Origin of the sequence: Gelidibacter sp. (assembly GCF_035515035.1) — a bacterium.
In the GTDB taxonomy this organism is placed as follows: domain Bacteria; phylum Bacteroidota; class Bacteroidia; order Flavobacteriales; family Flavobacteriaceae; genus Gelidibacter.
In genome coordinates, this window is record NZ_DATJCA010000007.1 from 1 (window position 1) to 14092 (window position 14092).

Annotated in this window: 10 protein-coding genes; 9 read left to right on the forward strand and 1 reads right to left on the reverse strand. The window is 37.5% G+C overall.

Annotated elements, in window-relative coordinates:
• Positions 1 to 231 precede the first annotated feature (231 nt).
• The 3 genes from VLZ86_RS00295 (at position 232) to VLZ86_RS00305 (ending at position 3332) form a co-directional block, all read left to right on the forward strand.
• Positions 232 to 945, forward strand: coding sequence for a hypothetical protein (locus VLZ86_RS00295; RefSeq protein ID WP_325447535.1), 714 nt, complete (start codon positions 232 to 234; stop codon positions 943 to 945).
• Positions 942 to 1487, forward strand: a complete 546-nt coding sequence (locus VLZ86_RS00300; protein ID WP_325447537.1) for a polysaccharide biosynthesis C-terminal domain-containing protein — start codon at positions 942 to 944, stop codon at positions 1485 to 1487. Before VLZ86_RS00295 ends, VLZ86_RS00300 begins: the two co-directional genes overlap by 4 nt.
• 114 nt (positions 1488 to 1601) lie before the next feature.
• Positions 1602 to 3332, forward strand: coding sequence for an alpha-L-fucosidase (locus tag VLZ86_RS00305; protein WP_325447539.1), 1731 nt, complete (start codon positions 1602 to 1604; stop codon positions 3330 to 3332).
• 89 nt (positions 3333 to 3421) lie between these two features.
• Here the strand turns inward: VLZ86_RS00305 and VLZ86_RS00310 are convergent, their stop codons facing one another.
• On the reverse strand, positions 3422 to 3880 hold the full coding sequence (locus tag VLZ86_RS00310) for a small multi-drug export protein (protein ID WP_325447541.1): 459 nt from the start codon (positions 3878 to 3880) through the stop codon (positions 3422 to 3424).
• A gap of 395 nt (positions 3881 to 4275) precedes the next feature.
• On the opposite strand from VLZ86_RS00310, the gene VLZ86_RS00315 reads away from it, so the two are divergent.
• From VLZ86_RS00315 to VLZ86_RS00340, 6 genes are all read left to right on the forward strand, one after another.
• Entirely contained in the window at positions 4276 to 6354 is a 2079-nt protein-coding gene (locus VLZ86_RS00315; protein WP_325447543.1) for a lipocalin family protein, read from the forward strand.
• Between the two features lie 247 nt (positions 6355 to 6601).
• Positions 6602 to 8353, forward strand: a complete 1752-nt coding sequence (locus VLZ86_RS00320; protein ID WP_325447545.1) for an N-acyl-D-amino-acid deacylase family protein — start codon at positions 6602 to 6604, stop codon at positions 8351 to 8353.
• 31 nt (positions 8354 to 8384) lie between these two features.
• The gene (gene mgrA, locus VLZ86_RS00325) at positions 8385 to 9407 is read left to right on the forward strand and encodes an L-glyceraldehyde 3-phosphate reductase (RefSeq protein ID WP_325447547.1); all 1023 of its coding nucleotides are present in this window, start codon (positions 8385 to 8387) and stop codon (positions 9405 to 9407) included.
• Positions 9408 to 9583: 176 nt separating this feature from the next.
• Entirely contained in the window at positions 9584 to 10693 is a 1110-nt protein-coding gene (locus tag VLZ86_RS00330) for a GTPase (RefSeq protein ID WP_325447549.1), read from the forward strand.
• A gap of 244 nt (positions 10694 to 10937) precedes the next feature.
• Entirely contained in the window at positions 10938 to 11813 is an 876-nt protein-coding gene (locus tag VLZ86_RS00335) for an ABC transporter ATP-binding protein (protein WP_325447552.1), read from the forward strand.
• Between the two features lie 2 nt (positions 11814 to 11815).
• The coding region (locus tag VLZ86_RS00340; RefSeq protein WP_325447554.1) for an ABC transporter permease at positions 11816 to 14092 on the forward strand (2277 nt) is incomplete at its 3' end.

Sequence of the window (14092 nt, forward strand, 5' to 3'; positions counted from 1 at the left end):
GTCAATATTATCTGCACGTAAATGATCGAGTGCACTTTGCAGATCGGTAAGCGGTACAAATCCGTTTTTTTCAATCCCGTAAACTTTTGGGTTGGATACGATGCGTAAAATATAATAACGACGGAGAAACTCTGGGGTCATAGGTCTGTTTGTAAAAACGAATGTAATAATTTACTTTCATAAAGCTAAAGGGAATCGGTTTATATATATTTGACGACCTTAATTAAACTCATGACCTCCGTTTTTAGTAAAAAAGATTTTGTTGCTACCAAATGGTTTACGCTCGAAAAAATAATACAACTTGTAACCGGCGTTTATATTGTTCCTAAAATTTTTAGTGCTTTGGGTACTATTGATATTGGCAAACTTAAGTTTGCTGAATCTGTTTTGGGAATGTTGACTCCTCTGTTTTTTCTCGGTTTATCTGCTATTTGTATTAGGGAAATTGTTTTCAATCCAAAACGTTATCAGCTTATTTTGGCTACGGCTTTCTATCTCCGATTGATCAGTTGGATAGTCATATTTGTTGGTATCATCCTCTATTTTAGTTTTACCGATAACCGTCCGTTAAAGGGTTTATATCTTATTATTGCGTTTGGTTATCTCTTTAAACTGACCGATGTTTTTGAATATTATTTACTGGCAAAAAAATGGACAAAAATAATATTCATCAGTAAAATAGTGAGCTTAAGTGTTATTATGGCATTGCAATATTATGGCGTAAAACACCAGTTTGATGTGTATTATTTTGCCAAACTTATTGTTCTTGACTTCTTTATTCAAGGCTTAATTTATGCCCTCATTCTTAAACATAAAAAATTGCTTTTTTTTAAGGAATGGAAGTTTTCCTGGACTTTGGGCAAATCGTTATTAAAGATGTCTTTTCCTTTAATAATTTCAAATAGCCTGATTATGTTTTACATCAAATTGATGAATTGTTTTTGAACTATTTTCATGGCGATCATGCCAATGGGATTTTTGCTACAGTGCAGTTTTTAGTGATTATTTTGACTTGGAATATTGGTTTTTCTGTCATTAATGCCTTATATCCTTCCTTGGCTGAATCTTATAAAGAAGACATTTTAGACTATCAAAATAAAATAAAAGTACTTTTTAGGATCATGCTGTCTTTTGGCGTTTTCATAGGTGTTTTTTATACTTTATTCGGCGATGTTATTTTGGATACCTTCTTCACAGCAGCTTATGCCGAGGCTAAAACCCCTTTATTGATTTTCTGTTGGGCGCCGCTTTTTGTTTTTATAGGAATGATTTACGAAAAACATTTAATCAACACCAACGATTTACAGAAAAATGTTTACCGATTTGTTCTTGGTTGTGTTTCAAACCTTATTTTATGTTATTTCCTGATTCCAATTTGGCAGGTCAATGGTGCAGCAATAGCCGTTTTAGCAAGTCATTTTATAACCAATATTGTGTATGTGTTTTTAGATACTAAAAGCAGAAAAGAGGTAGTATCTCTTTTTTAAGTCGATTTGATTTTCGCAACATCAAAATTTTCACTAAATAAAGTCATCTTTATAAAAAGTGACCGTATTTTTACGAGTTTTGGTTGGTAATCAAACTATACTCAGAGCATCATTATGGCAGATTTTATTTCAAGATTCTTATTTTTCGGATGTGCGTTTTTATCTCTATCCTCCTGTAAAACGGACCCTTCAAAAGCTGAACAAATAACAGAGGCTGACACCTATGTGGTAGAGGAGAACTGGGAGGATCGTAAATTTTCTATGTTTATTCATTGGGGTCTTTACTCCATTCCGGCTGGGATTTGGAATGACCAGAAAATAAGGGGATATAGTGAGCAAATAAAAGGGCATGCAAAAATCCCAACTGAGGACTATAGAAAATTGGGTGCTCAATTTAATCCCATCCATTGGGATGCTGATGAAGTTGCGCTTTTGGCGAAACAAGCCGGAATGAAATCCATTGTTTTAACCGCCAAACATCATGACGGCTTTTGTCTGTTCGATTCCCAATACACTACATTTGATGTTGTTGATGCCACGCCCTATACAAAAGACATTGTTAAGGAATTGGCGGAAGCAGCAAAGCGTCACAATTTAAAATTCGGCGTATATTTTTCACTGATTGATTGGGATTATGAAGGTGCCCTGCCTTTTGAATCTGTTGATAATTCGGATGCCATTCCGCCCTTGCATCATGAATATAATTTGAATCAAATTGAAGAACTATTGACAAATTATGGTGATATCTCTGAAATATGGTTTGATATGGGCGCTCCAACTTACGACCAAAGCAAAGAAATGGCAACACTGGTCAAAAGATTACAGCCCAATTGTATGATCAGTGGGAGAATTTGGAATGATCAGGGCGATTTTGTCGTTATGGGTGACAATAAGCAACCGGATTTTAAAATGGGAGTGCCGTGGCAAACCCCGGCCTCCATGTTCAATGAAACCTGGAGTTACCGATCTTGGCAGGAGCGAGGTGAAGTGGAAACTAAAGTGGCTGAGAAAATCAAGGATTTGCTAAAAGTAGTCAGTGCTGGTGGAAACTATCTTTTAAATATTGGACCAAAAGGGGACGGCACCGTTATTCCATTTGAAAAACAAGTGCTTACAGGCGTTGGGGAATGGCTCGAAAAAAATGGAACATCTATTTATGGAACCAGAGCAACCGCTCTCCCAGAGCAAGACTGGGGCATGATGACTGCAAAACCTGGAAAATTATACCTCCATGTTATTAACTTTCCCGAAAACAACAAGCTTAGCATAAAAGGGCTCCATGCCGATGTAAAGAAAGTATATCCACTATCTGACAACGCTTTATCATTGGAAAGTAGAATGACGAACACCGGTTATGAAATTGATTTAAACAACAATCTTGTCAAAGACAAATACGCAACGACGCTAGTTCTTGACTATGAAAATGACTTATCAATTACTCCGGAAAATGTTATCACCGCAAATGAAAGTAACAAATTTGTTCTGACCGCAGAAAATGCCGAGAATTATCACAGCTATAGTGGACACGATTATTATTCGACCAAAGCCACAGTGATTAAAATGAAATGGTATGTCATAAGTGATTCAAAAGAACCCTCTGAAATACAAGTAAGATTTTCTTCGAAAGAAAAGAATAAATATAAATTGGTCATCAATAATCACGACTATATTCTTTCAACAGTAAATGCTGATAGTGATAAAGACGGTTACTTATATGAATTGACCATCCCCTCGGTAGTTTTGTACGACGGAAAAAAGATCAACGACATAACCTTGCGTTTAGAGGATCAAAGCAATCCGCATCGTGGTTTGGCAATTGAGAAATTGGAAATAGTAATGAAGTAATTATTCACTTCATACTAATCAGGAGTTGTGCTGATCTGTTGATTTTTTTCGGATGATATCCGTTGGTTGCTATTTAGAAGCTTCACGAATTAATTAAAACCTTTCATTGCGGCTATCGTGCCAACCCATATGATGACGCACGAAATAAAAATCCCTATGGTATTGGCCAAAAAAGCCTGTTTGCGTTCCAACCCAAAAAGATAACCCGCAATGGTGCCCGCATAAACTCCAGTTCCGGGAAGGGGAATCAATACGAAAATCATAAGGCCCCAAAAACCATATTTCTTCACATTGTTTCCAGCACCTACTTTAGCACGTCGCGCTACAAAAATGGCTGCTTTTTTATAATAATACCATCTGATAAAATAGCGATTGATTACATCAAGAAAAAAGTTCATAATAGGAAACACCATTACATTTGCAATAAAGCAAAAAAGGAACGCTACATAAATATTTACCCCATTCAGCAGCGCATAAGGAATACCCACTTTTGCCTCACCCAAAGGAGATATACTCCAAAGCATAGCAATGAATAAATCAGAAATCATTTCTTTGTAATTAGAAGCGGCAAAAATAACTCATTTTCAAAGGTCTATACTGAAGTCATATATTAAAGTTTAGCCAAAAATTTCACTTTAATATAATAAACCTAAACCTAGAAGATGAAGAGCGCTCTTTTATTAAAAAGTGGGAGATATAGATTGGATATAACCGTGATTTTAATCAGAACTATTTTTAAACTCATTTCGTTACGTGTCCTTCAATCGCATTGATTCTACTTATAAAATTAACCGTTATTTAAGCTTTTCGTTTGATGTTTTCATTTACCATCCTTAACTTAAAATGGAAATATTTTCTCCGTAAAAAAGGTTAGATGTAATTGCAAACATATGACGTCGTAGCAATTGGAAAATAATCTACATTTATAAAAAAATCATACGCCATGTCATTGAGGTATTTTAAGATTATGCTTATCGGGTTTTCCCTGTTTTTATCCTGTAGTAATGACGATGATGGTCCTGATTCACAATCAGACTTTTATGCTGGCGCAAAGACTTCAGCAACAGAAAACCAATTGTTTGGAACATGGGCCATTTTCAACGTTGGTTTTAATGATCAAACTAATGCAGTGCCAATAAGCTACCCCGATTGTGGAAGGGATTTCCTAGTATTTTCTGACAAAGGAATTTATACGGAATATTTGTTTCAAAGCAGTGATTGCCACTACGAGGCGAATACCTTGAGTTGGACGCTAAAGAACGGGGTGATCAAGATGTCTAATCAGTATAACCAAACTGAAGATTTGGTCATTACCCAGGTCTCGGCAAACGAACTTATTTTTAAATCACGATTGGATGTCACTGGCGATGGAACATTGGATATTGTTGTGCTATATCTTCAACGTCACACGCCAATTGCATTTGATATGGTGTCAGGAAGTTTTATGCGCAATACATCGGAAGTAGCGCAAAATCTCATTAGCTATATCTGGCAACCGTATCATGACGCCAAAACTTTTGTGGGCTATGAAATCTACAGGAGCGCAGGAGATAATTGCTCAAAGGATGAGGCGGTATTGATAAAAACCATCTCAGATATTAATATTACAGAGTTTACAGATTTCACGCCTCCAGGTGCAGAGCGTCTTTGTTATTATTTAAAAACCATCCTACGCACTGGAACTTTGGGCGAAAGCGAATTACAGGTTTTTGACAGCCACTATCTGACCGTAAAACCTGTAAATTTAACCGAACCCACCGTACATAATAATACCATTGCATTAAACTGGGAAGCTAGTGATACGCCGTATTTTTCACATTACGAAATTTCATATACCAATTTCCCTAGTGGAATATCGGGCTATGGTCAACAAGTGGTGAGGGTGGCACGAATTTCCAATAAGAGCACTACGAGTTTTATAGATAACAATCCACCATTTCTTAAAAATCCCATTTATAGCATTCGTGTGTATGATGTTTTTGGAAATCACACCGTTGTTAATCCGCAAGGCTATAAGACGGCATGGCAAGTCAGCTATGAAAGGGCTGGTCTGTTACCAATCCATCGGTTATTTTCTTATGCTATTGATCCGACAGAACCTGTGGTTTATTTATATGGGTACGATACTGAAGCTTCAAATAATCTTAAAATATTGCGGTATAATTATGAAACAAATCGCACTGAAACCATATCAAGCCAAGAGGCATCAACTTCTACAGATTTATCAATTGAGATCATCACCTCGTCTGATGGGAAAGAACTGGTTTTGGACCAAGGCAACGAATTGCAAATTTATGATGCCACAACTTTGACATTCAAGTATAAGCTCCGACCTTCAGAGATTTCGAACTTAAATGATTTTCGGTATGCATCAGCTGGGTATTGGATTTTAACCGATGGAAATTATATTTATAGTTATGTTAGAAATGAAGCCGATTTTACTTTAGTAGATTCTAAACCCCATTTCTCCAACCACCAAGGCTTCTATAAATACAGCGTATTTGAAATTGAAAACAACCAGCTTTTATTGGGACATAAAAATGAATCTAGCAGCATGGTTTACGCTATCGATAATAATGGTATGCTTTCCTATTTAAAAACGGTTGCTCTACCGATCAAAGAGTCTGGCATGCGTCAATCAGAATACAATGCTGCTGGACATTATATGATTAATTTTGAAGACAAGAGTCTATATTCTACGCTGAATTATTCTTCTTTGGGGTCTTTTCAGCAACCTTACTTTGCAACTGGCATAAGCACCAATGGCAGTAAAATATATGGTTCCAATAATGATCCTAATTGGTCAATCGACGATACAGGCGCGCAAACTAAAGAAGCGGTTGTTTTTAACCGGGGGATTTCACAAGTCCAAACGCTTACGACGAATGGTTATCCTCAGGTGATTTTTCAAAATTATAAAGGTGATGTGCTTTCTATCTCCAGCGGTTTGAAAAAATCACGCCTTCGGGAGGGCATCAGTTATACGATGGATTTGTTTATAGAAAAATTAGAGGTGCAATAGCTTAGGGATTATCTATTCAACCCTTTCCTTCATAATAATAGGAAGTCTTATATAGGATGTGTCTTTTGAAGGATTAGACCTTTGACCTCGTTTTGGAGAAATTCATATATTTTACAGGGGTGTTTTGGTTTGAATGTTTCAATTTTAAATGATGAATAGCAACAAAAACCGATTTTGCCCTAAAGTTAATTTGGGATAAGTGGTATATTTAGCTACCACTTATAAGTTGTAAATAATTAACAAGCTCATGAAGACCTTTATCAAGAATGGATTGTTTTTCTCGGGAATGCCCGATGAAAAAGCTGTTAAACAAGATGTATTGATTGATGGTGACGGACGTATATTAGAAATAGGGTCCTCCATTTCATTTTCTGAAGAGGATTTGGAAATTATTGATGCCGAAGGAAAATGGATCGTTCCAGGTTTTATTGATTCGCATACCCATTATGATGCTGAGATTTTGGCTTCTCCAGGACTAAAAGAATCGGCACGACATGGCGTCACCACCATCATTTTGGGAAGCTGTTCAGTGTCGGCAGTATATAATTCGGCGGAAGATACTGCCGATTCATTTACAAGGGTTGAAGCGATTCCGAGAGAGGTCATGTTGCCCTTGTTGGAAAAAGAGAAATCGTGGAGCACTCCAAAAGAATGGAAAGCCTACATCAGCAAATTACCTTTAGGAATCAACATCGCTTCTTTTATCGGCCATTCTGATATGCGAATGAAAGCCATGGGAATCAAGCGTTCTTTAAGCGATAAGGAATCGGCAACACCTCAAGAAAAAGAACTGATGTTGAATATGCTTGACGACGCGCTTGACGAAGGTTTTATAGGCTTATCAACCATGGATAATCCTTGGGACAAAATGGATGGTGACCGGTATTGGTCCCATAAAACGCCCTCTTTTTATGCTTCGTGGAAAGAAAGAAAAGGTCTGATCAATCTACTTCGAGAACGCGATGCAATTCTTCAAGGCGCCCCTAATTTGGTCACTCGGATCAATGCGCTCAATTATATGTTGGCGAGTGCGGGTATTTTCAGAAAACCGCTTAAAACTACCATGATTGCCATGATGGATTTAATTGGCGATCGCTATATTTATCCCATGGTGGCCTTTGGTTCCAAAGCCATCAATAGTTTGGGAAATGCCAACTTTAGGATGCAGTCGCCACCTTGTCCATTTACGGTGTATTACGATGGCGTTGACTCGGTCATGTTTGAGGAATTCCCAAGTGGAGAGGCTTTGAGGCATCTAGCCAAAGAATTGGATCAAAGAGATGAACTCATAAATGATCCTCAATTTAGAGAGAATTTTAAAAGAGAGATCAAGAAAAAATATGCGCCAAAAGTGTGGCATAAAGATTTAAGCAAAGCCGTTATAATCGATTGTCCTGACGAAAGTTTAATAGGTAAAAACTTCTATGACATTGCTGAAGAAACCAATAAACATCCTGTCGATGCGTTCCTGGATACAATAATAAAATATGATAAAAAGATGAGATGGACCACCACGATTGCCAATGATAGAACCGAAAAATATAAAAACCTTTACAATTTCAAATACAATTTAATTAGTTTTTCGGATGCCGGTGCCCATCTCAATAATATGGCATTCTATAATTTTCCTTTAAAAATGATTAAAATGGTGCACGATTCCATAAAGAAGGGAAATCCGATCATGACCATGGAAAAATGTATTTGGCGACTAACTAAAGAACAAGGCGATTGGTTTGATCTGGATTGTGGCTATTTAGCCCAAGGAAAAATGGCTGACCTAGTCATCTTAGATCCTGAAAAATTTAAGAACATCACAGAAAACGTTGAAATCGCTCCTATAAAAGAGTTTGATAATTACGAACGTTTGGTCAATCGAAATGACCGGGTCGTTTCAAGAGTGATGGTTGGTGGGAATACAATTTTAAAGAACGACACCTTTGAGGAAGATTATGGCAAAACAAAAAAGTACGGCAGGTTTCTCGAGAAAGTGGGACAATAAAATAAACAGTTACAAAAAGCAATATAATGAGATGAAAACGAATCAACAATCCATTCCAAACTATGAAGCGCAACCAAACCGTTATAAGGATATGCTCTACCGCCGTTGTGGGAAGAGTGGCATCCTATTACCGGCGATCTCTCTAGGACTCTGGCATAATTTTGGGCATGCCGATGACTTTACAAATGCTAGAAACATCGTAAGAACTGCCTTTGATAGTGGCATCACCCATTTTGATTTAGCCAATAATTATGGTCCGCCTTATGGTTCTGCCGAAGAAACTTTTGGAAGAATTTTAAAGAAGGATTTTAAAAGGTATCGGGATGAATTGCTTATTTCAAGTAAAGCAGGTTGGGATATGTGGGATGGGCCTTATGGCGATTTAGGATCTAAAAAATATTTAATTGCGAGCCTCGATCAAAGTTTAAAAAGAATGGGTCTGGACTACGTGGATATTTTTTACCATCACCGTCCTGATCCCGATACACCATTGGAAGAAACCATGGGCGCCTTACATCAAATGGTACAACAAGGAAAAGCACTTTATGTTGGGGTGTCCAGTTATCCAGCAGATTTAACCCGACAGGCCAGTAAGATTTTAGAGCAGATGGGCACCAAACTATTGATCCATCAACCGCGCTATAATATGATGGATCGTTGGGTGGAGGATGGCTTGTTGGATGAACTTGAACGTCAAGGAACGGGAGCTATTGCCTTTTCACCTTTGAGCCAAGGTATATTAACTGATAAGTATCTGAACGGAATTCCAGAAGATTCAAGAGCAGGAAAGGACAAAAGATATCTCAAAGCAGAACAGCTGACCAAAGAAAAATTGGACACGGTGACGCAATTGAATAAAATCGCTAAAAGCAGAGGGCAAAGTTTGGCGCAGATGGCCATAGCCTGGCTATTAAAAGACGACCGTATCACCTCAGTGTTGGTTGGCGTAAGTAGGCCAGAGCAAGTTCGGGATAACGTAGAATCCATAAACAATTTGGATTTTTCGAAAGAAGAACTAAACTTGATTGAAGGGATCTTAAATACCAAAAGTTGAAAGGTTGATTGTATATAATGGCATGCCATCGCAGGTCATTCGAAGGCCTCATGAAACTTAGCTCAACCTCACCGATACAATCGGGAAATGTCAATTCAATTCGTTTAAAATTCGTTAAATTTGCAGGTTCTATTACTAAATAAATTGGTTTAATACCATTGTGAATCCATCAAAAAATGAGCAAAAACAAAGAAATTGCAAGTCTGGAGAAAAAACTGAAGGCCGATCTCGATAATTTTGAAGCTGCAAAAATAAAGTGTGGTATTATTGGTAGAAGTGGCGTGGGCAAATCATCTCTGATTAATGCCATTGTTGGAGAATACATTGCGGAAGTTGGGGAAGTGGAAACAACCATGGAAGTGGGGAAGCCCATTGAGCATAGAGGCCTGAATTTTTACGATTTACCAGGGTGCTCAACTATCAATTTTCCGAAGGAACGGTATCTTGAAGAGTTTAATATCAAAGATTTTGATTGTGTCATTTTGGTAACTTCAGATCGGTTTTACGAAGACGATTTATATTTAATAAATGAACTTTTAAAAATTAAAATGCCCGTCTTTGCGGTTCGCACAAAAATAGATTTTTCAATTGATCGCGCCTTGAGACGTAATATTACGGAGGAGGAAACTTATACTACGGTTATGAATGATCTTAAGCAAAACCTGAAGGGTTACCCACTCAATGGTATTTATTTAACCTCTGCCGATTATCCACAAGAATATGATTTAGGCCAACTTTTGGAGGATATTTATTCGAGCTTGGGAAAAATACAACAGCAGCGGTTTGTTGCCGATATCAACATTACCAGCCAGAAAATCCTTTCAAAAAAAAAAGAACTAGCAAATAAGATGGTAGGCATCCATTCAGCGCTTTCGGCGGTGAATGGGGTTAATCCTATTCCGGGATTGGATGTTGGAGTGGATATCTCCTTACTTACAAGAATGGGGGTCCATGTTAGGGATATCTACTGCCTGGGCGAGGAACAGCAACATTTTATCATGGATTTATTGGATAAAAATAACGCCAAGGTGTTAACTGCAAAAGCCCTACAGTTTAGTGTCAAATATTTAGGGAAAGATGCGATTATTCTTCTTTTAAGAAGGGCAGGAGCAGCGGTTGCTGCAAAATCCGCTTCAAAATACTTTCCTTTTATTGGGGCGGCAATTTCGTCAACAGTTGGTTTTTTATTGACTTCTTCCATAGGTAAAGATATGGTTAAGGATGCAGAAAGTATCGCTACGGAAAATTATAATGCCCTAAAATCCCTAAAAATTAAACGCGAGTAGGGATTGTTTACCAATCCATTCAATAAGAGTTGAAATATCACTTTTATTCCCGGTTGAACATTAAATTTGTGCAGTTCGGGGCCATTTACTATGCCTAAACTATTCGGGAGGGAAGAGCTCTAAGGAAACCCCAGACACAAAACTTCTACTTCCAATCCAAAGCCATAAAAAAGCTTAGATTGTAACAAAATTTATAAAACACCTACTAACACTGTTACAATAGTAAACTTCTAAACAAAAAACCATGCTTTCTATCCAAAACCTGAATAAAACTTATCCTAATGGGACACAGGCTTTAAATAATGTCAATCTCGAAATTCATAAAGGGATGTTTGGTCTTCTGGGACCCAACGGTGCGGGTAAATCGACCTTAATGCGCACCATTGCCACCTTGCAAATAGCTGATTCTGGCACCATTACCTTTGATGGGATTGATGTATTTAATCAACCTGAAGAATTGAGAAAAGTATTGGGATATTTACCTCAGGATTTTGGCGTGTATCCTAAAGTATCCGCAGAAATGATGCTCAATCACATTGCGAAAATCAAAGGGATCCATAGTAGTACCGACCGTAAAGCCTATGTGGCCGATCTTTTAAATCAAGTGAATCTTTACAAATTTAGAAAACGAAATCTAGGAGATTATTCTGGTGGCATGCGCCAACGTTTTGGAATTGCCCAAGCTTTGATCGGGAATCCTAAGTTAATTATTGTGGATGAGCCAACCGCTGGGTTGGATCCTTTGGAACGTAACCGTTTTCATAATTTACTAAGTGAATTGGGCGAAGATGCCGTGGTGATTCTATCCACCCATATTGTAGATGATGTGGTAAATTTATGTACCAACATGGCCGTTTTTAATGACGGGCAAGTTGTGGTGCAAGGCCATCCGCAAGAATTGTCCAATTCGTTGAACGACAAAATATATCGCAAACGCATTGAAAAGAGCGAGATTGAAAAATATCAATCGGAATACACTGTGCTTTCCACCTATTTACGAAGTGGAAATATGAATGTCAATATCTTTAGTGACGTACATCCCGGAGACGGTTTTGAAGTGGTCAACAATAATTTAGAAGATTTTTATTTCTATAGCATTAACCAACCTCAAACCGTATAATCATGAAGGAGATTTTCTTATTTGAACTGAAATATCGGTTAAGGCGACCAGCTACATACATCTACATTTTTTTGATGTTCCTAATTCCGCTCTTATTGAGTGTTTTTGAAAGTTCAGTTACGGCTCAATATACCAATAGTCCAAATGCCATTGTAGGTGTTTTGGGTGGCATGAGCATTATAAGCTTATTTTTTTATGCGGCCATTATGGGCGTTGCGGTGTACCGCGATGAAGAGCATAAAACGGCACAAACCTATTTTACATTTCCTGTCTCGGAAAAGAATTATATTTTAGGACGGTTCTTTGGCAGTTTTACCATTGTTACGGTAATGAATATTGGGGCAGTTATTGGAACGATGATTGGTTTTGGGATTGGGGCTTTTTTAGAACGACCAGATTACGGTACCTACACCTCCTTTAACTTATTGTCTTATGTCTTGCCATTTGTTTATCTATTGACGTTTAATGCGTTTTTTATAGGAAGTTTGTTCTTTTGTTTGATGACCTTTTTCAAAAGGATGTCAATTCTGTATTTAGGAGGTATTGTCATTCTTATTCTGACTATTGCATCAGGACAATTATTATCTGGTTTGGATACGGAGTGGTTAAGTGTTTATGTAGATCCTTTTGGAGAGGCAGCCCACGGATTTATAACTAAGTATTGGACCGTAGATGAACTAAATCACAATCAATTATCACTTTCGGGTAAATTTGCACTCAACCGGTTATTGTGGTTAGGGATGGCATTTGGGATTTTCTTTTTTACCTTGTTTAAATTTTCATACAAAGGATTTTTAACGACTTCCAAACAGAAATCGTCTAAAGAAAGCAAAGAAGACTATGTACCTGCTTCCTTTGTTCCAAACATCACCCAGGTTTTCAACGCCAAAGCGCGTCGTGAAAATTTAGTGTCATTAAGTAAAATTGAATTTCTGTCCATTGTAAAAGAAACTGCTTTTGTCATTTTGATGGTTATGGGCATCATCGTTGCAGGATTTGTGGCCTACCAATCCAATCAGGTTTATGGTACTCCATCGCTGCCCTTGACCCGCTATATGGTGACCCAAATTTCGGGTGGAATTTCCTTGTTTTCAATTATAATTTTGGTGATTTATTCCGGAGAAGCCGTCCATAGAACACGGCAGAATAAAACATTTGAATTTTACGATGCCTTACCTGTCAGCAATATCACCTTATATCTTTCTAAGATTATTTCATTGATTGGTGTTTCGGTCGTGTTGACTTTGCTCAATGTGGTCGTAGGAATCTTATATCAAACCTTCAACGGCTACTTCAATTATGAATTAGGCATGTACTTGACCTATAATTTCACGAATGTGTTTCCCTCTTATGTGATGACCGTACTTTTAGCGTTTTTTATTCATGTGTTGGTCAATAATAAGTTTTTAGGCCATTTTATTGTGATTCTTATTTATATCGGTTTCCCTATTTTATTGGCGTTGGTTTTAAAAACCTCGAATCCTTTGGTGATTTTTGGTGGATCTGTAGGTGGATTTTTGAGTGATTTAAATGGTTTTGGACATTATTTGTATGGAAGATTCTGGTTGAACCTGTATTGGATATTATTGACTTGCATCTTGGCTACCTTGGGCATTGTTTTCTGGAATCGTGGTTTCTTTTCTTCGGTTAAAGAGCGTTTGCAGATCGCAAAACAACGTTTTAGCGGAAAAACCTTAGGTGTCATGCTGTTATTTATTGTTGCATTTGTTTCAGTGGGTGCCTACAGTTATTATAATTTAAAAGTTCTGAACCAATTGGAAGATGGTAACTACAGTGAAAAACTCAATGCCAATGCTGAAAAGAAATATGGAAAATACATTGACCGACCGCACATTCAAGTCACCGATCTCAAAGCATTTATCGATATTTACCCTGAAGATAGGCGCGTAGAGGCCAAAGGAGAATTTAAGGTCGTCAACAATTATGAAGTCCCTATCGATACGCTGTTGATGGAAGTAAAATTCCCAATAGCAGATACAAGAATCACCAAAGTAGTCTATAACGGTACGGAATTAAAACCTTTTTTAGAAGATGACGAATACCGAATGTTCATTTATAAATTACCAACAAGTTTGTTGCCAAAGGAAACCGCCTCTTTAGTGATTGAAACAAAAGCCACTACCCACGGCTTTTCTTCAGATCCTGAAACGGCAATATTAGGCAACGGCACTTTTTTTAGAGATGACATTTTCCCATCCTTTCATTACGAGCGAACTTTATTGGATAATGGCATTCGTAAAAAACACGGCTTGGAAAAG

Excerpts from the sequence above, each read along its gene's own strand:
- VLZ86_RS00335 (WP_325447552.1), top strand. The coding sequence starts at position 10,938 with ATGCTTTCTATCCAAAACCTGAATAAAACTTATCCTAATGGGACACAG.
- VLZ86_RS00310 (WP_325447541.1), bottom strand. The coding sequence starts at position 3,880 with ATGATTTCTGATTTATTCATTGCTATGCTTTGGAGTATATCTCCTTTG.
- VLZ86_RS00315 (WP_325447543.1), top strand. The coding sequence starts at position 4,276 with ATGTCATTGAGGTATTTTAAGATTATGCTTATCGGGTTTTCCCTGTTT.
- mgrA (WP_325447547.1), top strand. The coding sequence starts at position 8,385 with ATGAAAACGAATCAACAATCCATTCCAAACTATGAAGCGCAACCAAAC.
- VLZ86_RS00320 (WP_325447545.1), top strand. The coding sequence starts at position 6,602 with ATGAAGACCTTTATCAAGAATGGATTGTTTTTCTCGGGAATGCCCGAT.
- VLZ86_RS00305 (WP_325447539.1), top strand. The coding sequence starts at position 1,602 with ATGGCAGATTTTATTTCAAGATTCTTATTTTTCGGATGTGCGTTTTTA.
- VLZ86_RS00330 (WP_325447549.1), top strand. The coding sequence starts at position 9,584 with ATGAGCAAAAACAAAGAAATTGCAAGTCTGGAGAAAAAACTGAAGGCC.
- VLZ86_RS00295 (WP_325447535.1), top strand. The coding sequence starts at position 232 with ATGACCTCCGTTTTTAGTAAAAAAGATTTTGTTGCTACCAAATGGTTT.